The organism is Shewanella sp. 30m-14 (genome assembly GCF_052977125.1).
Map to the genome: position 1 here is coordinate 1 of NZ_JBRILW010000030.1, position 25,565 is coordinate 25,565.

At 44.6% G+C, this 25,565-nt stretch carries 24 protein-coding genes and 1 pseudogene; 12 read left to right on the forward strand and 13 right to left on the reverse strand.

Features of this window, described 5'->3' with window-relative positions; genetic code table 11:
* Window positions 1–110: 110 nt before the first annotated feature.
* From ACVBIU_RS17845 to ACVBIU_RS17880, 8 genes and pseudogenes are all read right to left on the reverse strand, one after another.
* Window positions 111–1,352, reverse strand: a complete 1,242-nt coding sequence (locus ACVBIU_RS17845; protein WP_447160321.1) for a class I SAM-dependent methyltransferase — start codon at window positions 1,350–1,352, stop codon at window positions 111–113.
* Window positions 1,352–2,113 (reverse strand): DUF1365 domain-containing protein, encoded by a 762-nt coding sequence (locus ACVBIU_RS17850; protein ID WP_447164455.1) that lies wholly within the window; start codon window positions 2,111–2,113, stop codon window positions 1,352–1,354. Before ACVBIU_RS17850 ends, ACVBIU_RS17845 begins: the two co-directional genes overlap by 1 nt.
* The gene (locus ACVBIU_RS17855) at window positions 2,110–3,390 is read right to left on the reverse strand and encodes an NAD(P)/FAD-dependent oxidoreductase (RefSeq protein ID WP_447160319.1); all 1,281 of its coding nucleotides are present in this window, start codon (window positions 3,388–3,390) and stop codon (window positions 2,110–2,112) included. Before ACVBIU_RS17855 ends, ACVBIU_RS17850 begins: the two co-directional genes overlap by 4 nt.
* Window positions 3,391–3,566: 176 nt before the next feature.
* Window positions 3,567–4,301, reverse strand: a pseudogene (locus tag ACVBIU_RS17860) (SDR family NAD(P)-dependent oxidoreductase); the annotation flags it as partial.
* Window positions 4,298–4,789, reverse strand: coding sequence for a nuclear transport factor 2 family protein (locus ACVBIU_RS17865; protein WP_447160318.1), 492 nt, complete (start codon window positions 4,787–4,789; stop codon window positions 4,298–4,300). The gene ACVBIU_RS17865 and the pseudogene ACVBIU_RS17860, both read right to left, overlap by 4 nt.
* On the reverse strand, window positions 4,786–6,312 hold the full coding sequence (phrB, locus tag ACVBIU_RS17870; protein WP_447164456.1) for a deoxyribodipyrimidine photo-lyase: 1,527 nt from the start codon (window positions 6,310–6,312) through the stop codon (window positions 4,786–4,788). The genes ACVBIU_RS17865 and phrB overlap by 4 nt, the downstream gene beginning before the upstream one ends.
* A gap of 28 nt (window positions 6,313–6,340) precedes the next feature.
* Window positions 6,341–7,297, reverse strand: a complete 957-nt coding sequence (locus ACVBIU_RS17875) for a YbgA family protein (protein ID WP_447164457.1) — start codon at window positions 7,295–7,297, stop codon at window positions 6,341–6,343.
* 155 nt (window positions 7,298–7,452) lie between these two features.
* Window positions 7,453–8,370 (reverse strand): DUF368 domain-containing protein, encoded by a 918-nt coding sequence (locus tag ACVBIU_RS17880; RefSeq protein ID WP_447160315.1) that lies wholly within the window; start codon window positions 8,368–8,370, stop codon window positions 7,453–7,455.
* Window positions 8,371–8,553: 183 nt separating this feature from the next.
* Here ACVBIU_RS17880 and ACVBIU_RS17885 point away from each other — a divergent pair, with 183 nt between their 5' ends.
* The 4 genes from ACVBIU_RS17885 (at window position 8,554) to ACVBIU_RS17900 (ending at window position 10,870) form a co-directional block, all read left to right on the forward strand.
* Complete coding sequence (locus ACVBIU_RS17885) at window positions 8,554–9,045, forward strand: hotdog fold domain-containing protein (protein WP_447160314.1); 492 nt, start codon at window positions 8,554–8,556, stop codon at window positions 9,043–9,045.
* Window positions 9,046–9,275: 230 nt separating this feature from the next.
* Window positions 9,276–9,569: an ArsR/SmtB family transcription factor gene (locus ACVBIU_RS17890; RefSeq protein WP_447160313.1), complete on the forward strand. Its 294-nt coding sequence runs from the start codon at window positions 9,276–9,278 to the stop codon at window positions 9,567–9,569.
* An 81-nt stretch (window positions 9,570–9,650) separates the two neighbouring features.
* Window positions 9,651–10,277, forward strand: a complete 627-nt coding sequence (locus ACVBIU_RS17895; protein ID WP_447164458.1) for a DUF1294 domain-containing protein — start codon at window positions 9,651–9,653, stop codon at window positions 10,275–10,277.
* Window positions 10,278–10,399: 122 nt separating this feature from the next.
* Window positions 10,400–10,870 (forward strand): FKBP-type peptidyl-prolyl cis-trans isomerase, encoded by a 471-nt coding sequence (locus ACVBIU_RS17900; protein ID WP_447160311.1) that lies wholly within the window; start codon window positions 10,400–10,402, stop codon window positions 10,868–10,870.
* A 70-nt stretch (window positions 10,871–10,940) separates the two neighbouring features.
* On the opposite strand, the gene ACVBIU_RS17905 is transcribed toward ACVBIU_RS17900, so the two are convergent.
* The 4 genes from ACVBIU_RS17905 to ACVBIU_RS17920 all read right to left on the reverse strand — a co-directional run bounded on the left by ACVBIU_RS17905 (window position 10,941) and on the right by ACVBIU_RS17920 (window position 14,947).
* A complete protein-coding gene (locus ACVBIU_RS17905) occupies window positions 10,941–11,087 on the reverse strand; it encodes a hypothetical protein (RefSeq protein WP_447160359.1) in 147 nt (48 codons plus the stop codon).
* Window positions 11,088–11,154: 67 nt separating this feature from the next.
* Window positions 11,155–12,372: a M24 family metallopeptidase gene (locus tag ACVBIU_RS17910; RefSeq protein WP_447160310.1), complete on the reverse strand. Its 1,218-nt coding sequence runs from the start codon at window positions 12,370–12,372 to the stop codon at window positions 11,155–11,157.
* A 429-nt stretch (window positions 12,373–12,801) separates the two neighbouring features.
* Complete coding sequence (locus ACVBIU_RS17915; RefSeq protein ID WP_447164459.1) at window positions 12,802–13,572, reverse strand: ROK family protein; 771 nt, start codon at window positions 13,570–13,572, stop codon at window positions 12,802–12,804.
* Window positions 13,573–13,759: 187 nt separating this feature from the next.
* Window positions 13,760–14,947, reverse strand: coding sequence for an MFS transporter (locus ACVBIU_RS17920; RefSeq protein WP_447164460.1), 1,188 nt, complete (start codon window positions 14,945–14,947; stop codon window positions 13,760–13,762).
* A 268-nt stretch (window positions 14,948–15,215) separates the two neighbouring features.
* Here ACVBIU_RS17920 and ACVBIU_RS17925 point away from each other — a divergent pair, with 268 nt between their 5' ends.
* The 4 genes from ACVBIU_RS17925 (at window position 15,216) to ACVBIU_RS17940 (ending at window position 20,058) form a co-directional block, all read left to right on the forward strand.
* Entirely contained in the window at window positions 15,216–17,003 is a 1,788-nt protein-coding gene (locus ACVBIU_RS17925) for an aminopeptidase P family protein (protein WP_447164461.1), read from the forward strand.
* 195 nt (window positions 17,004–17,198) lie between these two features.
* Window positions 17,199–18,497, forward strand: a complete 1,299-nt coding sequence (locus ACVBIU_RS17930; RefSeq protein WP_447160306.1) for a DEAD/DEAH box helicase — start codon at window positions 17,199–17,201, stop codon at window positions 18,495–18,497.
* A gap of 155 nt (window positions 18,498–18,652) precedes the next feature.
* Entirely contained in the window at window positions 18,653–19,282 is a 630-nt protein-coding gene (locus ACVBIU_RS17935; protein WP_447160305.1) for a peroxiredoxin-like family protein, read from the forward strand.
* Window positions 19,283–19,419: 137 nt separating this feature from the next.
* On the forward strand, window positions 19,420–20,058 hold the full coding sequence (locus ACVBIU_RS17940) for a DUF2913 family protein (RefSeq protein WP_447160304.1): 639 nt from the start codon (window positions 19,420–19,422) through the stop codon (window positions 20,056–20,058).
* Between the two features lie 67 nt (window positions 20,059–20,125).
* Here ACVBIU_RS17940 and ACVBIU_RS17945 read toward each other — a convergent pair whose 3' ends face one another.
* Window positions 20,126–21,952, reverse strand: a complete 1,827-nt coding sequence (locus tag ACVBIU_RS17945) for a S8 family serine peptidase (RefSeq protein WP_447164462.1) — start codon at window positions 21,950–21,952, stop codon at window positions 20,126–20,128.
* 594 nt (window positions 21,953–22,546) lie between these two features.
* Here ACVBIU_RS17945 and ACVBIU_RS17950 point away from each other — a divergent pair.
* From ACVBIU_RS17950 to ACVBIU_RS17965, 4 genes are all read left to right on the forward strand, one after another.
* Window positions 22,547–24,031, forward strand: coding sequence for a carboxypeptidase M32 (locus ACVBIU_RS17950; RefSeq protein WP_447164463.1), 1,485 nt, complete (start codon window positions 22,547–22,549; stop codon window positions 24,029–24,031).
* An 84-nt stretch (window positions 24,032–24,115) separates the two neighbouring features.
* Window positions 24,116–24,595: a GNAT family N-acetyltransferase gene (locus tag ACVBIU_RS17955; protein ID WP_447164464.1), complete on the forward strand. Its 480-nt coding sequence runs from the start codon at window positions 24,116–24,118 to the stop codon at window positions 24,593–24,595.
* Window positions 24,596–24,640: 45 nt separating this feature from the next.
* On the forward strand, window positions 24,641–24,895 hold the full coding sequence (locus tag ACVBIU_RS17960; protein ID WP_012276091.1) for a DUF2960 domain-containing protein: 255 nt from the start codon (window positions 24,641–24,643) through the stop codon (window positions 24,893–24,895).
* Between the two features lie 71 nt (window positions 24,896–24,966).
* Entirely contained in the window at window positions 24,967–25,476 is a 510-nt protein-coding gene (locus ACVBIU_RS17965) for an RDD family protein (protein WP_447160356.1), read from the forward strand.
* Window positions 25,477–25,565: the final 89 nt, after the last annotated feature.

Below are 25,565 nucleotides of genomic sequence, written 5' to 3' on the forward strand. Positions count from 1 at the left end.
GCACTGCAACGAATGTAACAGGTGCAACCGCTGTAAACAGTATTAAGCACTCACTGCCACGCTTTATCGATTGTACTGATAACATATCAAACGCCCTTAAGAGCTAGCGGTTATGACAGTAAGCGGTACTGCGGTCTAACTGCGACCAAATGCACTGTGCTAGTCGTTCTTTCTAAAAATCCGCCCTCACAGTAGCTTAGATAAAACTTCCACATACGAATAAAGTCGTCGCCGTAGCCAAGCGCTTTTATTTGCGGCAATGCCGCATCGAAGTTATTGTGCCAATCTTTTAGGGTTTTAGCATAATCTAGCCCCATATCGTCCACCGACCAAGTGACAAAGTCGGTATGCTTAGTCAGCTCATTGGTCATACGGGTCACCGAAGGCAAGCAACCTCCCGGGAAGATATAGCGCTGAATAAAATCAGCCCCTTTACGGTAGCTATCGTAACGCTGATCAGCAATGGTAATCGCTTGAATAAGTAAACGCCCATTCGGTTTAAGTAAGCTTTGTAGCTTTTTAAAGAAACCGGGCAAATATTCATGCCCTACGGCTTCAATCATTTCAATAGAAACCACTCGGTCAAATTCACCCGTTAAAATACGATAATCATCTTTAAGTAAGCTAACACTATCCTCTAGCCCCTCTTGCTCAACACGGTTTTTCGCATACTCAAACTGTGCATCGGAGATGGTGGTGGTCGTCACCTTGACCCCATAATGCTTAGCAGCATAGATAGCCAATGCTCCCCAACCGGTTCCGACCTCCAGTAAAGTTTGCCCTGGCGTTAAATCTAAGCGCTCACAAATGGTCTTAAGCTTATGTTGCTGCGCTTCATCAAGTGTTGCACCGCTATGAGGATATAAGGCACTGGAATACAACATCTCTTGGTCGAGAAACTGCTGGTACATCTCATTACCTAAATCATAATGGGCAAGAATATTACGCTTTGACCCCGCTTCAGTATTACGATTAACCAGATGCGATAAGCGGCTAAATGGCGCGGTCAACCATGATAACTTTTGCTCTAATTTATCCAGTAGAGGCAAATTTCGAGCAAATAGCTGCACGACTTTCGTTAAATCAGGGCTAGACCAGTGATCTTGAATATAAGCTTCACCAGCGCCAATGGACCCCGACAATAACACTTGGCGATAAAAACGGGGTTTATGCACCACTATCGTGGCATGTAAGTCAGACTCTTTGCGGCCAAACTCATAACTGTTTTCACCATCGATAAGACTTAAGTGGCCCTCAGCTAAACCTGGCAGCACATTGAGGAGTAACTTTCTTGCGAGGCTATCAGGCAAGCGCTCAGTAGCCAGATTGTGTTTAGTGGTTATATTTTCCATTATGATTTCTCCGCTGGCTTATCTGGGTGGCCAATAAATGGCACGCGCTTAATAAACAGTTTTAGTGCTTGCCAATAGATCCCCTGAACGATTTTTAAGGTCATAAAAGGAAACTTAAGCAGCATTGCCTTTAAATTTTGAGCGCTCATCTCTCGCTTAAATAAGCATAAATTGGCATCGAACAGTTTCTGCGTATTACGGTTTTCAATCCCAACTCTAACGTCTGAAGCTGGCGCCTTAATCCGCCATATATATTTCATATTCAAGTCCATAAAGGGCGAGACATGAAACGCTTTATCTGTTGGCTCAGGCTTTTCAAGGTCAATCAAATAGTAATGGCGTTCATTCCAAGGTGTATTGCTCACCTCAGCGAGTAAGTATTTCGCTTTAGTATCCCTGTAACAGAAAAAGCAATTTATCGGGCTAAAGTAGAAACCGAAGTGACGAACTTGGCCGACAAATACCACCCTATTACAAGCCTGATTAGCACCAAGCTCTGATGTCTTAAGCAATACTCGGGTTTTTAAATCCGGTTGCTCTGCCACCATCTGATTCAAGTAGTCAGTTTGCTTAAACCTTAGCGGCGCAAAATGCTTAGATGAAAATACCCAGCTCATGCTTTCTAATTGGTTTAATTCATCAAGATCGATACCAAGCATCGCCATCGGATAATTAAATCCATGATGACTTGGTTGGTAACGTCGGTGCATGACATTGCCTGTATAGACACCGCTGACCAATGTCTTTAGCGCATGGCTCATAAACGCATCCCAAAGTGTTCACATACATCAAATGCACTGTGTACACCGTCCTCATGAAAACCGTTGTACCAATATGCCCCCGCAAAATGGGTATGGTTAACACCTGAAATCAGTTCTCGCTGAGATTGAGCTCGCATGCTCTGCTCATTAAAAACCGGGTGCGCATAATTAAAAGTACGCAGTACCTTATCTGGTGAGATCAACTCTGATTGATTTAATGTCACGCAAAATGTCGGAGCCGATGCTGGCAAACGCTGCAAAATGTTCATGTTGTAGGTTACAGATGCTTGGCGCTGAGTATTACCGTCTAAGCGATAGTTCCAGCTTGCCCATGCAGCGCTTCGCTCAGGCATGAGCTTTTCATCTGTGTGCAAGACGACTTCATTATTCTGATAAGCCAATTGGCTTAGCACTTGCTGCTCATCGCCAGTAGCATCTTCAAGCATGTTTAAGGCCTGGTCGCTATGACAGGCCAAAACCACCTCATCAAACTCCTGCCACTCACCTTGATCAATTTTTAACTCAACTCCCTTGTTAGTTCGCTTTATCGCTGTGACAGGGCTATTTAAATGAATCGACTCTTTAAAGGGCGCGATTAGATCAGGGATATAGCTGCGAGAGCCCCCTTCAAGCACATACCATTGCGGTCTGTCGGCAATATTTAATAAACCGTGATGTTGAAAAAACTGAATAAAGAAACGCAGTGAAAAAGCGCGCATATCGTCAATACTGGATGACCAGATAGCCGCGCCCATCGGCAAAATATAATGCTCACTAAAGAAGTCGCTAAACCCCTTCGCATCTAATAGCTCACCTAATGTTTGATATTCATAGCTATCGTCGGCAAAAGCTTGTTTACAGAGCTTATTAAATCTTAAAATCTCTAAAATAAATGACCAGAACTTAGGCCTAAATAAGTTACGCTTTTGAGCAAATAAAGAGCTCAAGGTATTACCGTTGTACTCCAGTCCAGTATTGGCATTATGTACACTGAAACTCATCTCTGTGGCCAGCGCGTTAACATTTATCCTTGCCAAAAGTTGCTCAAATCTTGGGTAAGTGCGGTCGTTAAACACGATGAACCCTGTATCAATAGCATACTGTTTTCCCGCGACTTCAACATCGACCGTAGCAGTGTGGCCGCCAATATAGTCATTCGCTTCAAATACTGTGACGTCGTGCTTTTTAGATAAAATATGCGCGCAGGTGAGCCCCGAGATCCCGGTACCTACAATCGCTATTGTTTTACGCTGCTTATTATTTTCTACGATATTCATTAGCGTACCTTTTTAGCTGCTGTTGGCTTATCTGCTTGTTGTTCTGCATTCTGAGACTTCGCATTTGTAGATTCTGTATTTATAGACTCTGTATTTTCAAGCTCTGTATTTATAGACGGTGTACTTTTAGCTTGGGCCGTCAAAGGTTCAGGCGAAGCCGAATGTGGGGGACGATTTAATCTCTCCCATAGGCTTCTTGGGAGTAACGAGATGAGCTTTAGAAGTAAGGTGAATTTTTTCGGAAAATGAATTTCTCGCGCTCCTTTTTCTAGCCCGCTGCGAATCGCCTGTGATGCTTGCTCTGGCGTTTGCTGCATCGGCATTGAAAAATTGTTTTTATCCGTTAGCGGGGTTTTAACAAAGCCGGGGCAAATAACGCTCACACCGATATTGTGTGGCTTTAGGTCGATAGCAAGAGTCGCTGCTAAATATTGCACGGCGGCTTTAGATGCACCATAAGCTTCAGCGCGCGAAAAAGGCAAATACACAGCACTTGAGCCCATTAAAGCCAACCTGCCGCCCTTTGCAATCATTGAGGTAAATGCCGATAAGCAATAACCCATGGCAATCAGATTAGTACGGATCACTCGTTCAAAAAGCTCACCGTCAAAATTGAGTGCGTCATCTATGTATTCACAACTACCCGCGTTTAAAATAACTAAGTCTAGCGGGCGCGATAGTTGCGACTTCACTTTAATCGCTTGTGCTGCAACCTGTTCATTGTCTGTTATGTCAAATATAAGCTTTTCAGCCCCATGTAGCTGAGATAACGCCTGCTGATTACGTCCACAAGCAAATACCTTCCAGCCATCGGCTAAGTAGTCTTTTGCTAACTGCAAACCAATACCAGAGCTTGCTCCAGTAATCAGCACGCTTTTTTGATCCTTGGGTGAGATTGTGGCCGCATTCATGTTGAAGCCCTAGCCTTAATCATCTTGACTGCACTGCCAAGCAAAGGAATGTGCTCGTATAACATCGCGCCCACATCGAAGAAGTCCTGATGCTGAGTAATTTTGCGCTCAAGCCCAAGTAAACTGACCCCTTCGACTGAGATCTCTGCGCCGCCATTAAGTTTAGGGTGTACAAACTTCATGGTCCATATGAGCGTTGCAGCTCCCTTGGCATGTATCACCTGATGGATATCAAAGTGGATGAAATCGATATTCTGATAAAGTTTACCGAAATACTCGGTAAGCGCTGCAAGACCAGACACATGGTGCAGCGGATCGCTAAACTGAATATCTTCACTATAGACTTGTGCTAACTGATGCAAATTATCTTTATTAAGCACCTGATACAAAGCAATAAAGTTATCAACGAGTACTTTCTCATCGGCAAGCTGGTCACTGACATCACAAGGTGTCTTATCTGAGGTGAACACTTCAATATTGGACATCATCCAAAAATCTCCTTATCTAAATCCACAGTGCCAGTGTTAACGAATTCTTTGCTTGTAGAACGCTTCATTACGGATAACTCGGCGATAGCTCTATTTCTAGCAAACTTGTGCTCGACTATGGGTGGAACATAAACGGGTGGAACATAAACGGGTGGAACATAAACGCTACTATCAAAAAGCTGCGCAGGTGATGGCATTTTAAGCTTATGAATTAATTTCAAATCTACGCCATCTAGCTCAGGTAAATACTTACGGATGAAAGCGCCTGTTGGATCAAACTTTTCGCACTGAGAAATAGGATTAAACACCCTAAAATAGGGCTGAGCATCACACCCGGTCCCCGCAGACCATTGCCAGCCGCCGTTATTCGCCGCTAAATCACCATCGATCAACTTTTGTTTAAAATACCCCTCCCCCCAACGCCAATCGATAAGCAGATGCTTGGTTAAAAAACTCGCAGTGACCATACGTAAGCGATTATGCATCCAGCCCGTTTGATTGAGTTGCCGCATAGCCGCATCAACCAGTGGGTAACCGGTGCGCCCATCACACCAGGCTTGAAATTCTTGCGGATTATTACGCCAAGCAATGTTATTGGCGAGAAGGTTGAAATTGCCCTGCTTGGATAGTCTTGGAAAAGCCACCAGCAGATGACGGTAAAACTCACGCCAAATGAGTTCATTGAGCCAACATCGAGCGGGGCTTTCATCGTGAACGAGGGCATCTGGAAAATGGCTTAGCAATACTTGCACACATTGGCGCGGGCTAAGCACGCCTATCGCCAGATATGCAGAGATTTGACTGGTTCCATCAAGCGCGGGAAAGTCTCGTGTTTTTTGGTAGTCGACCAACTTGTGGTTTGCAAATTGACGTAACTGCTCTTGAGCCGCTTCCTCACCCGCTGTCCATGCTTGGCTCGACTGTTTTTCACAATGCAAGTTTAAGTGATTAGGTTTAGGTAGCGCTGCCGATACCGCTTGTGGCTTAGCTAAAGTCGTTATCTGATTTTGTGCCGCAATTTGACGCCACTTTTTTGCGAACGGGGTAAAAACCTTATACATCGCCCCCGATAGATTAAGCACACTAAGAGGTGCCAGCAGGCAATGCTGCTGGTAAAGCTCAATATTAATCCCGGATACTGCGACAGCATGATCTCGTTGCTGCTCGTTAAATTCTGGCTCACTGCTGGCAAAGACTTTTTCAATCTGCCAATCATTGATGTATCTGCCTAACCATTGAGGGATCTCATCGAAAGTCTCTAGATGACAAACATCGAGAGGGATCCCAAGCTTGGCGAGCTCTACAGCAAGCAAGTTAAGCTGCCTTTCAATAAAATCTAATTGGATCGGTGCGACATCATGGGCTTGCCACTGCGTTGGTGTAGCTAAAAATAACGCTCTGACACTGGCACCGCGACTGCTTGCATACTCACAAGCAGCCATTAAGGCTTGGTTATCTTGTAAACGCAGGTCATTTCTAAACCAAATCAAGGCGTGACCAAATGGTTGCTGATGCTCACTCATTAGTCTCTCCTGTGCTCAAATATCATCTCTAATAGGCATAGCGTAATTTTAGCTCTTGAGGGTGCGGGTTTAGATAGACTTGGTTTTCAATATAAGGCGTTGGAAACTCTCTTAGATAATGATTAATAAGCGTCATCGGCACCAAAATAGGTTGTAAGCCTTGGTTATATTTAAGGATGGATTCGCTCAGCTCAGACTTTTGAGCACTCGATAAATGTTTCTTGAAGTAACCTTGGATATGCTGCAGCGCACTCGTGTGATTTTTACGGGTCGCTCTGATCTTTAAGATCTGCATAAAGCCAGTAAAGTAATCGTTGGCGATTTGCTCAAGGTCGCCAGTCAAATCGGCTAGTAAAGGCCCGAGTTCTCTATATAGTTTGGGATTATGTGCCATTAGCATATATTTATAACGAGCATGAAAATCGAGGAGGTTACTTTTGGTAAAGCCTGATACTTTTAAGCAATGCCAGTCATGATAGGCATAAACGCGAGTAAAGAAGTTTTCACGGATCCGTAAATCATGCAGCCGCCCCTCCTCTTCAACAGGCAATAAAGGGTATCGCTCCATTAATTTTCTAGCGTAAACACCAATGCCAGATTTCCAGCCATTATTCGTCCCATATTTATATTCAGTCACCCGCTCCATACCACAAGTCGGTGACTTAGCGCACAGGATATAACCGCCCAAAAAATCCAATTGTTGAACTTTTTTCTCGCTAAATGCGTTCAATTTGTCAGTCACATCCACCGAACCATCAGCGCTTTTTACAAAGATGACGTCACCGTCTTTTTCAAGGCGAATCGATTTTCTTGGCGCCCCCATGCCAATCGCCATTTCAGGGCAAACTGGCACGTAATGAAAATGCTCAGCAATCTCTTTACGACAATAACTCGACGCTTTATGACCACCATCGAAACGTACTTTCTCTCCGAGTAAACAGGCACTAATTCCGATTTGGATTTTATCTGGATTAAATTGGCTCATGGTCAAACTCCTCTATTAAGAAGTACTTACGTTTCCAACTTACACAAAGATCACTTTTGCTACAATTTATATTAATAAGGACACATAAAAAACGCCAGCTATTATGCTGGCGTTTCAAGTACTTACTTAACTAGTAATCTTAACTAACAATATGCTTAACGGCTCTTTTGCGCAAAACGCTCCAAGCCCCATACCAATAAAATACCGGCAAACATGGCGATAACGGCATAAATCACCAACGAAGGTTGACCGGTAAGGTGTTCATACTGCATTGGCGAAATGATACGCTCATCAAGCGGCACCATTTGGCCTTTTGAGTTTTCGCGAAAAGTCAGCACCTCTTTCCAAGGCCAAATTTTACCTAAGGTACCCAGCATCAAGCCCGTTAAAAATACCAACGTGGCGTCATGATACTTTCTCAGCAGCGCTGACAATACGTGACTAAAACTGAGTATGCCGATTGCCGCACCTGCGGCAAAGGTCGCCATAATCGCAATGTCAAAGTTCTTCACCGCGCCAATCACTGGCGTATATAACCCCAGGAGTAACAATATAAAGCTGCCTGAAATCCCAGGCAAAATCATTGCGGTAATCGCAATACAGCCACCAAGAAAGACATTCAGATAAGTCATTTCAAGCGCTATAGGGTTTAGCATGGTAATACCCCACGCAAAAACAACGCCTAAAACAAATAATACTAAACGTCCTATGGTGATCCCCCGTACCTGCTTAAGCATGTGCACAACTGAGATAACGATAAGACCAAAGAAAAACGACCACACAGGAATTGGATGAGTATCTAGCAGATAAGTGATCAATTTAGCCAAGGTAAGGATACTGGTTAAGATCCCGCCAAAAACACACACTAAAAACGGACCATTAATATGCATGAAAGCGGCTTTTACACCTTGCTCTTTTATTACAGTCAATAAAGAGGGTCTAATCTTCTTTATACTTTCTAATAGCGGATCGAGGATCCCGGTAATAAAGGCAATCGTGCCGCCTGAAACACCAGGAACCACATCGGCGGCTCCCATTGCCATCCCTTTAAGGTAGGTCTTTAAATAATTCACTTTATTCCTTAATTCACACAAAACTTTTTGTCGGCAAAATTATACGTCCCATTTCCATAAAAAAGGAAATGAAGTTTACTTTTCTAAAGCTAAATTAACCTACGGCTGGCATTTATTGTTAATTCAATGTTAACCTCATCCGACCAGTAAGAACCGCGTAAGATATACAAGGACAAGCAACTGATGAGCAACATCAATACTAATAACAAGCCCACTAAAGTCATGTCTCTCTATAACCGTGTCACTCGGTTGCCATTTGGCAATAAAATATTCTCGCTAATGGTGAGCCGTATGGCTCCTTATTTTGGCACAGTAAAGCCCATCATCAGTGAATTAAATGTGAATCGCTGTGTCTGTCAGATAAAAAAGCGCAAAGCAGTACACAATCATATCCAAACTGTACACGTTATTGCGATCTGTAACGGACTTGAGATGGCAATGGGCGTGATGGCTGAGGCTTCTATTCCACATCACTTAAGATGGATCCCAAAGGGGATGAGCGTGGACTACACCGCTAAGGCTGGCAGCGATATAACTTGTATTGCACAGGTGAAGCCTGAGCAATGGACTCCAGGTGATATGTTAGTCCCTGTCACCGCCTATGACACTGATGGGGTTGTCGTCGTGCAAGGTACTATCAAACTTTGGATCTCAGAAAAACCTGCGAAAAACTAACCTAAAAAAGCAAAAGTTCTCGACCGATACAAATAGCACTTGTCGGTCGCTGTTTTCCTGCTATCATTTCGAATAATACAGAAACATAGTCATTGTTTTTAAGCTGCGTTAACTAAAATACTTAATCTACACGCTGAATTTAAACGCTAAAAATAGCCACTCTAGATCGACTCTGCATATAGCCACTGACTATAGCCACTAAATTTTGACACTGAATATGGACACTGAATATGGACACTGAAATTGCCGCCAAAGCCCTAAAAGAGCTGGGTCACCCAACGCGCTTGACCCTATTTAGATGTCTTGTCAAAGCGGGCCATAAAGGGCTGCCGGTAGGCCAGCTACAAGAATTGTTACAGATCCCAAACTCTACCTTGTCTCATCACCTTTCAAGTTTAATGTCTGCAGGCTTGGTCAAGCAACATAGAGAGGGGCGTGTACTGCATTGCATTCCACAATTTGACTGCTTAGATGGCCTAATACAATTCTTGCAAGAAGAGTGCTGCACTGACGAGTCTTGTTAACTGGCTTTGTAATCAACAGCCTCAATGACCGTAAACTAGAGTGACAATTTAACTCAACAATCGTCCTGCCAATAGAAGCAAATGAACTCGATGACAAAAGTAGGCATAACACGTGGCACAATAGACAGTTGGGATGATACTAAGGGCTTTGGCTTTATCCAAATCCCAGGGCAAAAACTGCAAGTATTTTTACACATCTCAGCCCTCGTCAATAACAGCCCACGGCCACAAGCGGGCAATCGAGTCCAGTTTCACCAGAGCAAAGATAGACAAGGCAAATTACAAGCCCAGCGAGTGCAATTGCTGAGTACAGGCGAGGTCAAACCTAGCCGAAAGTTCACCAGTTCACGCAGTCGCTTCAGCATTGGAGTCGCCCTAAGCTTTATCTGTATCTTGAGCTTCGGTTACTCACAACAACATATCCCACTCTGGATTTTGCTCTATTTTATCATTACAAGTCTTGTGACGTTTATTGCCTACGGCTGGGATAAGCGTTCAGCACGTAAAAATCGATGGCGCGTCAGCGAATTTAAACTACACCTATTAAGCTTATTAGGCGGCTGGCCAGGAGCACTACTGGCTCAACAATGGCTCAGGCACAAGTCATCTAAAGGTCGGTTTAAGTTTATCTTATGGCTTACTATCAGCTTAAATCTCGGGCTGATTTACCTTGTTTATTCAAAGATATTAACAGCACTATTGACTTAAGTGAGTAAACTTAAGGTTTGCATCCCAATTAAGCTCTGCTTAACCACGATTTTCTGCACGGATTTACCTCTAGAGAGGGATTCGTTATCATGAGTGTCTAATCAAACCAAAGTGATTCAAAAATGAAAGTTATTTTAGCTGTTGTGATTATTGCCTGTGTTGTTTTCTACTTTTTCTCCTCTATGAATAACCAAAAGGCGTCCAAAGAGAATATCGCTATCGGCAGTGCTTTCTTAGCCGATAATAAACTAAAAGATGACGTAACAACCACAGCTTCAGGCCTGCAATATCAAGTGCTTGAACCAGGTACTGGCACTGTGCACCCGAAAGCAAGCGATACTGTAACCGTACATTATCATGGCACCTTGATTGACGGCACTGTTTTCGACAGCTCAGTAGATCGTGGAGAGCCCATTGCCTTTCCACTTAACCGTGTAATCAAAGGCTGGACCGAAGGCGTACAGTTGATGGTGGTTGGTGAGAAAGCGCGTTTCTTTATACCAAGTGAATTGGCATACGGTAACCGCAGTGCAGGCAAAATCGCAGGAGGTTCAACCCTGATCTTTGATGTTGAACTTATCAGTATCGATTAAAGAATGAATCACCATAAAAAAGCCCGAATGCATAAACATTCGGGCTTTTTTTTGACATTCATTTGAAACGTTACGCTTCGTAGCCAAACGGATCGTCGATTGAGTGCGCTGGCTTTGTGAACCACACAGGGCCTTGCTCTGTCATATACTCTTGTATAAATAGATGGTCTTCATGGCGCACGCCAAACTTACCCGGTACACATAACCCTTGCGACATAAAAAAGACGCCTCATTACTTATAACGAGGCGTCTTTGATGACTCTTTGATAATCTAGCTTAGCAATTTACGCTTCGTAGCCAAATGGGTCGTCAATTGAGTGAGCTGGCTTTGTAAACCAAACTGGGCCATTCTCAGTCATATAGAAGTGGTCTTCATGACGTACCCCAAACTCGCCTGGTACACACAGCATTGGCTCGTTACTGAAACACATACCAGCTGCAAGTGGAGTGTGATCGTTCAGTACCAAATAAGGCCATTCATGAATATCTAAACCAACCCCATGACCAGTACGGTGTGGCAGACCCGGTACATCATAACCAGGGCCAAAACCAGCAGCTTCTAGTACATCACGCGCTGCGCGGTCAACGCTGGCACAGGTTGCACCTATTTGCGCAGCTTCAAACCCAGCTATTTGTGAGTCTTGCTCAAACTGCCACAACTCACGTTGACGTGGGCTAGGCTCACCATATACGTAGGTTCGAGTAATATCTGAGTTGTAGCCATGTAGCTGACAACCAGTATCAATCAATACCGTATCATTAAGCTCTAGCGCCTTTGGCGATTTAACGCCATGCGGGTAAGCACTGTCTTCACCGAAAAGCACGATACAGAAGTAAGAGCCTGCAGGAATGCCAACCTTAATATGTGCAGCATTGATAAAGGCTTCCACTTCGCTAGTGGTGATACCTTCATGCAAAATACGCGCTACCGCTTTATGCACTTCCATTGTCATATCTTTAGCGCGTTGTAGCAGGCTTATTTCTACAGCCGACTTGATCATACGACAACCCGCAGTAACAGGCTTAGCGTTGACATAGTTATACTGTGGGTGCTCTTGACGCACACCATCAAAAATAAAGAACGCAGCAGACTCATCGATACCGATATTACCCGAATCAATCCCCATGTTCGCCAGTACATTACCGAACAATGCAAACGGGCTCTCATCTTCTTGCCAAGTATTAACTTTACCGCCAATGACCATGTAACCATTTAAGGTATCAACTTCAAACGCTGGTGCAATATATTCAAGCGATCCCTTAGCTGGAAGAATCGCCCCCACCATACGCTCGCTCGCATACCAACGTGTACCGGTGTAATAGTAAAGGTTAGTGCCTGCATTAAGGTAAATAGCGGCAATTCCTTGCTCGTTCATAATAGCTTGCGCTTTAGCGATACGAGCTTGGTACTCTTCACGACTTATAGCCTCAACACCTTGAGTCATATTCGTTAATTTTGCTAATTCCTGCTCTGCGGTAGAACCGCCAACACCTAAGGTCATATGCTTACCCTTCACTTAATTATTTATATTTAAACCTAAACAAGGCTCATTCATTTGAACCAATGACAATGACACACTTTTATGACCCACTTTCTAGCATAAAATATACAAAGCGTCAGTAATAAATAGGACAAAATGCAAATAATTATCGATCCCAGTAATCAGTTTTGATCGCAATTAGGAGGACTAATTTTGAGGAACATGGAGGAACTTAATTAAGTAGCTATATTAAAGAGCTATATTAAGTAGCTATATTAAAGAGCTATATTAAAGAGCTATATTAAAGAGCTATATTAAAGAGCTACATTAAGGGACTGTATTAAAGGACTGTATTAAAGGACTAATAAATGAAGATAGTGAAATAATAGCGTGACACCAAAAATGCTGCCACATCCATTCACAGACAGTAGCGTCTGATTCATCTAAACACTATTTAGCCAGCATCACTTTTAAACCACGACAAACAATAGTCTCGCGGTCATCAACACGATTAACTTTCACTTGTGCCATAGGGATCGCTAAAGCCATCTCTTTTATAGAAGCCAAGCAACCTTGATAGTAGTGGGGGTTGCTCATCAAATTCCCCGCAAGATGGATCCGTGATGGGTTAAATAGATTTACAACCCAAGCTAAGCTGGTGCCAATATAACCACCAGCTCGAGCGAGATCTTCATTACGTACTATATTGCGACGTTTGATTGCCGCGCCGCTCGATAGCTGCTCCAGACTAAAATCTCCCGACTCGGTCATCAAACGACAATGCCCCAATTCACCAGCCATTCCAGAGGCACCAGTAAAAGGTACGCCATTAATCGCAATAGACATACCAATACCCATATCGCACATAACGAGTAGCTCACATACTTGCTTAGGGTCTATCAGCGCCTGTAAGCCAGCATCGCAGTCATTGGCAATCAGTATACGCGCAGCTTTAGTCATTAACTTATCGGCATTTAAGCCCTTAAGCCCGGGTAACGACTGACATGAAACTAATTGCTGCTCCTGTACTAACCCTGGAAGCGCAATGCCTAGCGCGTAGTCATTTAAGCCATAATCTTGCTCTAGCTCTATGAGCTGAGTATTTAAACTATCTATGTTAAAGCTATCTGCCACAGCGATTTTGTACTGCTCGATTCGGCCTTGAATTTTTATCTCAAATAAGGCTTTCGACCCACTAATATCGATTGTTAATGTTTGCACTCAGCCCCCAATGACACGGTTATACCACGACTAATACCCATCCCCACGAACAAATAAAATTCTAACATAATAAAGACTTACAACCCTACACTGGGGTTTAGAATAAACGTTAACCGCGTTAATATTGAGCAATTACTCTATAGTTATCGACACGATTTCCCAAGATTGCTCAAGCTCAATTCAGCACTTATTGATCAAATACAGCTTTTACTCGGCACCACTTCCACCAAGCGATAAGGACTAGCAGTGCGGCTATCAAAGGCAAACAGCTGACCAGTAACACGCTCCAACCTAGCTTATGGATCACTAAGCCCGCACTGAGTGATGCCAGCGCCTGCGCACCAAATACAAACGTGTCGTTAAATGCTTGCACCTTGTAGCGCTCACTCTTGCTATAACAGCGTGGGAGTAAGGCTGTACCGGCTACAAATAGGAAGTTCCAGCCTATACCAAGTAGTACTAGCGCAGCCCAGTAGTTAAGTAGATCCCGCCCCATAATCGCTGTCACTATGGTGATAAGGTAAGCGCAAAGACCCAATAACATCATCTTAGATACCCCTAAACGGGCAATGAGTATGCCGCTAAATAACGAAGGTAAATACATCGCGATAATATGACTTTGGATCACCCATTTTGTATCGGCGAGGGAGTGATGCTCAACATGATGCATATGCAGCGGCGTTGCCGTCATAACAAAACTCATCATGGCATAGCCTAGGGTCGCCCCCGCAATGGCAACCCAGATCTGTGATTGGCTTAATATGTTCATTAACGGTCTAGCATCAACTTTTTCAGTCTTATTTTCTAAGGCTTGTTCGAGTTTAGGCTCTCGGTAGAAACTTAAAATTAGCGCTGCAATGAGGCTAACGACGGTTAGGCACAAAAACGCACCAACATAGGCCTGTTGCCAGACGGTTGTTCCCCACACAGCCAGTTCGGGTCCTATAACTGCCGCAGCAAGGCCGCCAAGTAACACTCTAGATGCTGCTTTCGCAGCCATAACCTCACTGACCGACTCCATAGCCGCAAATCGATACTGCTGCACCACAGCACCTGCAGCCCCAAGTAATGTGCCGCTAAGGCAGAACAAAATGAAATTATGCTGAGATGTCGCTAATGCCGCAAGCAGCCCAGACATTGCCGCAACTAAGGCGCCACAGATAAAAACCGGCTTACGCCCAAAACACTGCATCAACTTAGAGACAGGCAGCACAGACAAGGCGAGTCCTATCACCATCGAGGCGATGGGCAGGGTCGCCAACTCAGGTGATGGCGCAATTTCAGCGCCAATCAAGCCACCGAGCAGCATCATCATAGGCGTGGCACTCATGGCAAATGCCTGTGCTAGCATTAATATCCAAACATTAAATGGCATAAAATAGGTATTCCTTAATGCTGCAAAGTGTAAATATTGCGCTGTGTTTATAACCAATTTTTATATTAAGCCATAGTGGCATGAACACTTGGCTTAATAAACAATTCGTCCAATTAGCTTCACACAGATACTGACTCCCGCAGATAAATTTACAGCTCTTAACCTCCCAAGCAAAAGCGCTTTATGGTAATCTCCGCGCTAAATTCGTACAAAAATAAACAGCCTATAGCCAGTACAACACGGCTTTTACGCTGATAACGGAGTTTGAATGTCAAATACTATTGCAGCACGCCTCAGCGCGATTCGCACTGAAATGGCTAAATCTAATCTGGACGCTTTTATTATTCCACGCGCCGACGAGTACTTGGGCGAGTACGTGCCAGAGCATAATGAGCGCATGTTGTGGGCCAGCGGTTTTACCGGTTCAGCTGGCGCGATTATCATACTTAAAGACAGCGCGGCAATCTTTGTCGATGGCCGTTATACCGTGCAAGTACGCCAGCAAGTAGACGCCGATTTATTTGAGTATTTAAGCCTTCACGATACGCCACAGGCGCAGTGGCTAATCGAGCAGCTTGGCACGAACGCTAACGTCGGCTTCGATGCCCGCCTGCATACTCTAGCCTGGTTTAACCACACCCATAGCGAGCTTGCTAAAGCGCAAATAAAGCTCACTCAGGTCCAGCAGAACCCAATTGATCTGCACTGGACTGACAGACCATCTCCTGCAAGCCACCCTATAATGCTATTTAGCGCGCAAAGCGCTGGTCGCAGCAGCCTAGAGAAACGCAAAACCATTGGCGCTGAGATCAAAAAACAGGGCGCCGACATTGCCATTATTTCAGCCTTAGATTCTTTCTGCTGGCTACTCAACATTCGCGGCAAAGATATCCCATGCCTACCAGTGGTGTTAGGAACGGCATTACTGCACGCCAATGGCGATATGCTGTTATTTACTGACACAAACAAGCTACCAGAAAACATCCTCGAGCATGTGGGTGAAGGGGTTAGCTTTAAAAATGAGTCAGAATTGGCAGCTGAACTTGCCACACTAAGCGGCACTAAAGTGCTGGCAAGCCCAGAGAGCTGTAACGCTTGGCTGCAACTTACAACTCAGGCGGCGGGCGCACAGCTTATCGCTGGGATCGATCCGGTCGCCTTACCTAAAGCGCAGAAAAACGAGGCTGAGCTTGCAGGCATGAAAGCCTGTCATATCCGTGATGGTGTGGCAGTAAGCCGTTTTCTTGCTTGGTTAGATCGCGAAGTTGCCGCTAATCGCCTATACGATGAAGCCGTACTTGCAGATAAACTGGAAAGCTTTCGCTTAAGCGATCCCTTATACCAGGAGCCGAGTTTCGATACGATTTCAGCCACAGGCGCCAATGCCGCCATGTGTCACTATAACCACAATAATGGCACCCCAGCTCAGATGACAATGAACAGCATCTATCTTGTCGACTCTGGTGCTCAGTATTTAGATGGCACCACAGATGTGACTCGCACCATTGCCATTGGAGATGTTACCGATGAGCAGAGGAAGATGGTCACTTTAGTATTAAAAGGTCACATTGCAATTGACCAAGCTAAGTTCCCTAAAGGCACTAGCGGTATGCAACTAGACTCCTTTGCTCGCCAATATTTATGGCAGCATGGCTTTGACTTTGACCATGGTACCGGTCACGGCGTAGGTCACTATTTAAGTGTGCATGAAGGTCCGCAAGGCATCGCTAAGGGGCGCTCAAACGTTGCCCTACTCGAAGGCATGGTGTTATCAAATGAACCAGGCTATTACCGCGCCAATGAGTTCGGTATTCGATTAGAGAACTTAATCGCTGTGCGTCCATGCCAAACACTGACCAATAGCGAACGGGAAATGCTTGAATTTGAAGCCATGACCTTTATCCCTATGGACTCGCGACTCATCGACAAACAGTATTTAACCGAGTCTGAAGTCAACTGGTTTAACCAATACCATCAACAAGTTAAAGATAAACTATCGCCTTTTATGCAAGGTGATGATTTAACTTGGCTAAATAAAGTGACCACGGCTATCTAATCATTTTATCTGTTCGAACTAACAAGCAGCGTTTAGGTGCTGCTTTTTTTTATGCCACTCCCTAGGCCTACAACTAAAAAGTGCAGGTTTTAACCTAAAAGTTTGCTATACTCCGCCACCGCCATTTTAATGGTATAGATAGCTGCTAGCGTTACCTGTTAGCAATTGAATTGTTGAACATAGGACTACTCAATCATGAGATTTGAATCTTTTAGTTTTGCTCCCGAGATTTTGCGTGCAATCTCTGAATGTGGTTATGAAAAAATGACACCAATTCAGCAGCAAGCGATCCCTGCCGTTCGTCGCGGACAAGACGTACTTGCTAGTGCCCAAACAGGTACGGGTAAAACGGCCGCTTTTGCGCTGCCAATCTTGCAAAAAATGCTCGATAACCCAAGCACGACCGGTCGCTCAAATGCTCGCGCATTAATTTTAACCCCAACGCGCGAACTTGCTGCGCAAATCGCTGACAATATTAACGATTACGCTAAGTACATCGACATGAAAATCGTCACCATTTTAGGTGGCGTAAAAATGGACAGTCAGGCGACTAAACTAAAGCGCGGCGCAGATATTATTATCGCAACACCTGGCCGCCTACTTGAGCATATCGTTGCCTGTAACCTAAGCTTATCTAACGTCGACTTTTTAGTCCTAGATGAAGCCGACCGTATGCTAGATATGGGCTTTAGTGCCGATATCCAAAAAATTCTACAAGCGGTCAATAAGAAGCGTCAGAACCTATTGTTCTCGGCAACCTTCTCTACCGCAGTAAAGCAGCTGGCAAACACTATGATGGTTAAGCCAAATATCATTGCAGCCGACAAGCAAAACACTACCGCGGTTACTGTTAGTCAAGTAGTTTACCCTGTTGAGCAGCGCCGTAAGCGCGAACTATTGTCTGAGCTAATTGGTAAAAAGAACTGGCAACAAGTGCTCGTCTTTACTGCCACTCGCGACGCTGCCGACAAACTTGAAAAAGAGCTTAACCTTGATGGTATTCCAACTGCGGTTGTTCACGGTGAAAAGGCACAAGGTAGCCGTCGTCGTGCACTACGTGAGTTTAAAGAAGGTAAGATGCGCGTGTTAGTGGCAACTGAAGTTGCAGCTCGTGGCCTTGATATTCAAGGCTTAGAGTACGTAGTTAACTACGACCTGCCTTTCCTTGCAGAAGATTATGTTCACCGTATTGGCCGTACAGGTCGTGCTGGTAAATCAGGCGTTGCTATCTCTTTTGTGAGCCGTGAAGAAGAGCGCACTCTTGCCGATATTGAAAAGTTAATTGGCCAGCAACTGCGCCGCATTAGCATTCCTGGCTATGAAGTGGGTAGCCGCGATCTATTGATCAAACAACTACAGAAACGCCGCAGTTTTGCTAAAAAACAGCAGCGTGTCGATAACGCTGGCGCACAGGTTATTGCAGAGAAAAACATGCAAGGCCGCCGCGTAAAGGTAAAAAATGCATCACCAGCAAAAATAAAGAAGATAAAATAATCGCAGTACGGACATCGAATTATTTTATAAACAAAAAAGGCACCTAATGGTGCCTTTTTTGCGCTAAATGCATATTCCTTCAGCATTGAAATTAAAGTGACACTTTCAAGGTCTGGTAGCTACGTACCATCTTTAGCCTACGAAAAGGAACAATCATGCTAAAAAACACCTTTGCAGCTATTAGTCTACTACTGCTCTGTTTACCTACTTTTGCTAAGCCTATTGCCAGCGACGAGCTCAATGTAACGCCTCTGATGAATGGCCAAACGATCCCGGCAGCTAGCCTTAAAGATCTTAATGATCGCAACATTGATCTTGCCAAGCTCACCCAAGGTAAACCAAGTGTGATATTTTTCTATCGCGGTGGTTGGTGCCCATTTTGTAACTCACAAATGGGGCAACTCAAAGCGATTGAACCTAAGCTGGTTGAGATGGGATTTCAACTGATTGGGATCTCGCCAGATACTCCAGCTAAACTTAAAGAGTCGATGACGGAACATGAGTTAAAATACACTTTATTATCTGATGCAGACTTACATGCCAGTAAAGCATTTGGTCTGGCTTATTTTACTAGCGAGAAAGTCACCAATCGTTATTTAAGCAAGTTGAAACTTGAAAATAAGCTATGGCAAACACCACAGGGTGAGCAACGTTTAGTATTACCTGTACCAGCCATCTATATAACCGATAGTGATGGTTTAATACACTTTCAATACGTGAACCCCAATTTTAGAGTCCGTCCGGCACCAGAGTTAATCATGACTGCGGCCAGTTTAATTCCATAATGGATATTAACAGCTCGCTAAACGCCGATAGCGATCGAAAAAATACGTTTAGCGAGCAAGTAAATTTCATACTTACAACGCCATTAGGTATAATCCTCTCGCCGTCTCACTTATCACATCACCACGGCGGAGAAACAATGTCAGATATCACCTATAACCAAGCTGTTTTAGAGTTCGCCATCGCAGGACTAGACGCACTGTCTGAAGCTAGCGCTAAAAGTAGTAGCGTAAGAACGCCTACAGCTGAGAGTCACTTCCTTTGCAGCTGGATGGTAACCGCATTAAAGCAACGCACTTATTCAAAATTGGTCGCCAATGATTTAACCCTGTGGATCCGTCAGGCTCGCAGCATGGGGGCGGGTGCCGAATTAAAAACATTGCTAGAAAAAATTAAAGCTCAATACAGCTACATTAGTGACAAGCAATCGGGTTTAGGCCAGTCGCTTAAGGCCATGCTAGCTGAGCTAGAAAGCCAAGAGTGGTTAATCATTACCGATCAAGAGGTGACCAAAAAGCTCAAACTTGATAGTGATGGCTGTAACAGCTTAATTATCTCAGATGAGCAGATGGCTCAACGCATTCAAGGTGATGAGTTAATCAAACCTCTTACCTTATACGTGCGTGCAGATGAAGCCACATTCGCTAAAGCAGCTTACCAACACGGTTTATTGTTGAGCCCAGGTGATAAAAAAGCCTCATTGATTAAGCACCATAAAGCTTATCAAATTTGGCCTAAAAACCTGCAACCTGCGCTGACGATTTTACAGCCGATTTAATCTCACCTTAGCGATAAAAAAGGCCTGCAATTGCAGGCCTTCTTATGTTGAGTAGCATTATAAATACTTAGAAAGTGACTCTGACATCCGCGCTACAAGTTAATGTTCCTGCATCACAGGCTTTATAGGTATAGGTTCCGCCACCTTTAGTCGTAATTCTGTCGGTATAGGTCGCTGCACTAGAGGCGGTATCGATTTGAGTACCGTTGCGGTAAACATCAACATTGTTACCCGCTGCGCCACTAAAGTTCAGCTCTACAATCTTAACGCCTCTTTGCTTGTAGTGATTAGTGGTTACGGTCAGTCCATCACCCGTCCCCGGATCGCCCCCGCCATCACCGCCTGCACAACCATTTGCAGTCAGGTATGTATCTGCAGCCTCTGCATTAATAATACCGTGTCCAAAGTAGACATCGTGGCCGCTAGCGCCAGAATCCCTAGCACTCGCGTTGAGTGCCGCACGGATCTCTTCACCTGTACACTGATTATGATTAGACCAAACCCGTGCTGCGATACCTGATACTGCAGGCGTCGCCATTGAGGTCCCACTCATAAAGCCGTAATCAGATGTGCCAATTGAGAGCTCAGCACTCGCCGCCCCTACGACCAATGCTCGGTCCTCAAATGCTGCGCCAACCGCTGGAATTGACGTAGCGTTTGTATCACCTAACGTGCCATAAAGCATGCCAGGTTCATTGTTGATGATAATCGCACCGACACCACCCGAGGTTTCGCAATTGAGCACCTTGTCATGGAATGAGATAACGCCGCGATCGATAACACATACTTTCCCATTCGCACCTGAATCGATTGCTTCGGCGGTGCCCATGAAGTAAGTACTGCCATTTATAGAACCCGCGTTCTCCATTGCTGAGCTGGCTAGCGGATTGCCATCAACACTCATATTTGAAGCCGTCGCCATCCCCGCGGGGTACGTCGAGAGGGTATCGACACCACCTGCAGCAATTTCGACACAGATACTGGTGTCGGTGCGCTGCTTTTTACCTCGGCCTGTCGTACAACTTGGAAATTGCGAGAAGTCAGCAATCGCGTCATTAGCATCATTGGCGCCCACCATCATGACTGATGGATAGCCCGCGGGATAAGATCTAACACTATTACCGTCGTTACCTGCAGCAGCGACCACTAAACCACCTGCATCACTGAATGATTGGAATGCATTAGACTCGGTAGAGTTGGAGCCTCCACCACCTAAACTCATACTAATAATGTTAGCGCCGGCTTGGCTACATAGATTTGCTGCATGGGCAAGATCAGATGAATACCCCCAGCCATCAGCGTTAAACACTTTGATGATGTGCATATCGACACCCGGTGCCATGCCCACTACGCCAATACTGTTATCTGCAGCACCAATTGTTCCGGCTACATGAGTACCATGTGGCCCACCATTTTGGTCCCAGCTACCTGTGCCGCTATCGTTTTCACCATCAATATTATTCCAAACAAAATCAGGGTTACTTCTATCTAAGCCTGAGTCAATAACGCAGACCTTCATACCAGCACTAGCATTAAAACTAATATCGTTGACGTTTGATTGCTTAACCGCATATGGCGTAACTTGCTGCGTCATTGGGTTACCTGCGTCATCACTAAATGACATTAAGAAACGGGGCTGATCCACTTCGACTAATCTAACATGCGGGTTATTTAATAGGCCTTTAACCTGAGCTAAATCTTTGCCTGAAAATGTCGCAGCAATAAAGCCATTGCCCTCTAGGTTTAGCTCTCCCCCCACTTTCTTAGCTAAAGCTTTAATCACGCCTTTCTTATCATTATCGACCTGAATAACATATCGCTCACTTGCCATAGCACCTGCAGACATGCCAAGAGATAAAGCGATTAACGCCGTAGCTACTTTTGTTAATTTCATATTTTTGCTCCAAAATTCAAACATTAGACCGAGCACTGCGACCCACTCTATTTTTAGTTTTATAAACTTTTTTATTATTTCTTTTTGGTGAAAACAACTAAATCACAAAATAAAACCTAGCACACGTCCGCACCGACAACAATTCGTTAACAAGCGCTATAGTGATAACTTAAAGTAGGACTGAATAATAGTTCAAAAGTATGAGGTGGGGGGAGGAGGCTGATAGGTCACATAATTTCACTTAATTATTTGACCCTTAAGCTACAATAGCCCAGCACACAAACCCGTTAGCTCAATCCATTTAATAAGCACAAACAACGAATTTATATGCACAAATAATTTATGCGTTTTTTAAAATGCTACGAGTAAAAACGACTAAATCAGTCTAAACCTAATGACTCACCCTCTACCTCAATAGCTCTCAATATGACTGACTTCCCGTTATGGTTTCGACTCATGGCACGCTGGATGGATAAATTAGCGAGTAGATCTACTGACAGCATAGACTGGAGACATACCTAAGCTTTTTAGCGCTTAATGGACGCAAAATTACGTGCTAGCATAGCCGTAAACCTTTCGATCGAAATAAACATTATGAGCAGCAACACAAACCCGCACTATGAAACCTTAACTCAACACTTTCAAAGTATTAGCCATTTTGAGCATCTAAGTGCGTTAGGTGATTGGGATCAGGCCGCCATGATGCCAATGGGAGGGGGTGACGCTCGCGGCGCGGCAATGGCCGAACTTGCCAAACATATTCACTCATTAAAAACAGCGCCAATGTTAGCTCACACTATTGAGGAAGCTGAGCAGTTGCCACTCACTGTGCAGCAGCAAGCTAACTTGCGTGAAATTCGCTATCAGTACTTACAAGCTAACGTGGTTCCCGGAGACTTAGTCGAAGCCAAAACTAAGGCGGCTTATCACTGTGAACAAGCCTGGCGTGAGCAACGTCGTAATAACGACTGGCAAGGCTTTAAGCCTAATCTTGAAAGCCTTATGGAGTTAGCCAAAGAGGAAGCCAATATTCGCGCCGAAGCACAGAATGTTAGCCCTTACGATGCGCTCCTCGATAAATTTGAACCCGGAATGACCACCGCTAGCCTCGAACAAATCTTTGGTCAATTAACGTCATGGTTACCAGGCTTAATTCAAACGATTCAAGATAAGCAAAAGTCACAACCCCGTTTTACTATTCCGACTGCCAGTGCTGATAACCAAGCTAAGCTAGGCAGAGAGGTAATGAATATTCTCGGCTTTGACTTTAACCATGGCAGGCTCGATATCAGTAGCCATCCTTTTTGTGGTGGCGTCGCCAGTGACGTGCGCCTAACGACTCGCTACGATGAGGCTGACTTTACCAGCGGATTGATGGGTATAGTGCATGAAACGGGTCACGCTAAATACGAGCAAGGCTTACCACTAGCCTGGCGCGGCCAACCTGCTGGACTTGCGCGCTCAATGGCACTGCATGAAAGCCAAAGTCTATTCTGTGAGATGCAATTAGGCCGTGGCCCTGCGTTTCTAAAGCTTATTCAGCCACACTTAACAACACTACTTGGCTGCGAGCTAAGCCACCAGCAACTGACAAACATCTACTCACGAGTCAAACCGGGACACATCCGAGTCGATGCCGACGAAGTGACCTACCCTTGTCATATTTTGCTGCGCTTTGAAGCAGAAAAGGCCCTGGTCACAGGTCAGCTTGCGGTCGCAGACTTACCCGACTTCTGGTCTGCTCAAATGCAGGCGTTGTTGGGGATAAACACTGACGGTGATTATAAGAATGGTTGTATGCAGGATATTCATTGGGCTGTAGGCGAGCTTGGCTATTTCCCGAGTTACACACTAGGCGCTATGTACGCGGCCCAATTTAAAGGCGCAATGGAACAAAGTATCGGTAACTTAGAGGCCTTAATTGACGCAGGAAAACTCGCAGATGTCACCGGCTGGTTACATGACAATGTTTGGTCGCAAGGTAGTCTTTTAGAGACCAACGACTTGATGCGTCAAGCAACGGGTGAAACCCTTAATCCTGCACACTTTAAGAAGCACTTAGAACAACGCTACCTTTAAGCTAGTTATAAATTACAGGCTACCGCCATTCTTCCAGCGCTTGTGTTCAGGTGCTGGAAGTAAGGGCAACTAACAGGACACGGTATGAAGTTACGTCAGATCCAACCTCTAGATTGGGGCAATATTCTAGCAATCCAACTTGAGTGCTACCCGCAAATCGAGCCTGAATCACTCGATGTTTTGCAAAGTAAGTGGCGCCACTCTCCAGAGAGTTGCTTTGTCATTGAGTCACAATCGCAAGTGATAGGTTACTGTTTATCACACCCTTGGATACTCGATACTCCGCCCTCTTTAGAGCAAGTATTATCAGAGATAGAAGCTGCAAATACCCTGTATTTGCACGATATTGCTCTTTCATCTAAGGCTCAAGGTAAAGGAGCGGGTCGACTCGCTCTAACGGCCCTTGTTAATTTTGCGAAGCTACAGCAATACGCAACGATCTCTTTGGTAGCCGTTCAGGGCGCACACCATTACTGGGCGAAACAGGGATTTCAGAGCAAGGCTATCGAAAAGGATCTTTCTAGCTATACCGAGGATGCCTGCTATATGGTTTATACCTTATAGCCGAGATTTGGTATCATAAGGGCAATTTCATTAGAGAAGCTAAAAATGGCAACCAGAATCACCTATAAATTTAAGAACCAAGCAAAAGAGATTAACTTTGCTTACGACAAGTTTCATGACATCTACGAAGCAGTAGCTGCAGCAGAAGGCGTTGATTTAACACAATACCTGATGATGGAGCAGCAAGTTGCTATGACCTCAAAAGGCTCCTCTGCTGTTAAAGACTTTCGCGCTAAAGAGTTCGCACGCTTTGGCTTTAGTGACATCTACTACCATAAAGATGAACCGAAAAAGTCATAACGTGTGAGCCAGTAACTGTTTATCACCATCCAATAAACCTAATAAAAGTGATATAAATGACGACTTCTTATATGCCCAATAATGAACACGCGAACTTTCCACGCGCGAGCTTTATTAAGCGCTGTGGTGCCAGTGTTTATGATCTTCTTCTCGCTGTTGCCGTTTATATGGTTGCGGGCGCGATTGGCTTCGGTATTTTTACCGGCTTAACTGCCAGTGGCCTAATCGATATGGCGGGGTTTGAGCACGTCTCTGACTTGCTTAATGAAACTGCACTATATAAAGGCATTTATCAGTTTTGGATTGTGCTATGTGTGGGTCTGTTTTATATCAGCTTTTGGAGCAAGGGGGGACAAACATTAGGGATGAGGGCTTGGCGCCTTAAAATCCAGCATCCTAATGGGCAAAACCTTAGCATGGTGACTGCGGCCGCTAGACTTGTTTGGTCACTACTTGGAATTGGTAACTTATGGATCCTTATCAATGGCGATAAGCTTGCCTTGCAAGATATGATGACTCGCTCAGAAGTTGTCGAATTGTCTAAAGAAGCAAACCAAATGCGTAACTGGCACGGCGTGTAATACACAGCTTAATGATAGGCGCTAATCAGTATTTGTCGGCTACGCCTTATACCAATCAGCACGAAATGGCTAATGGTTGCTAAACGTCG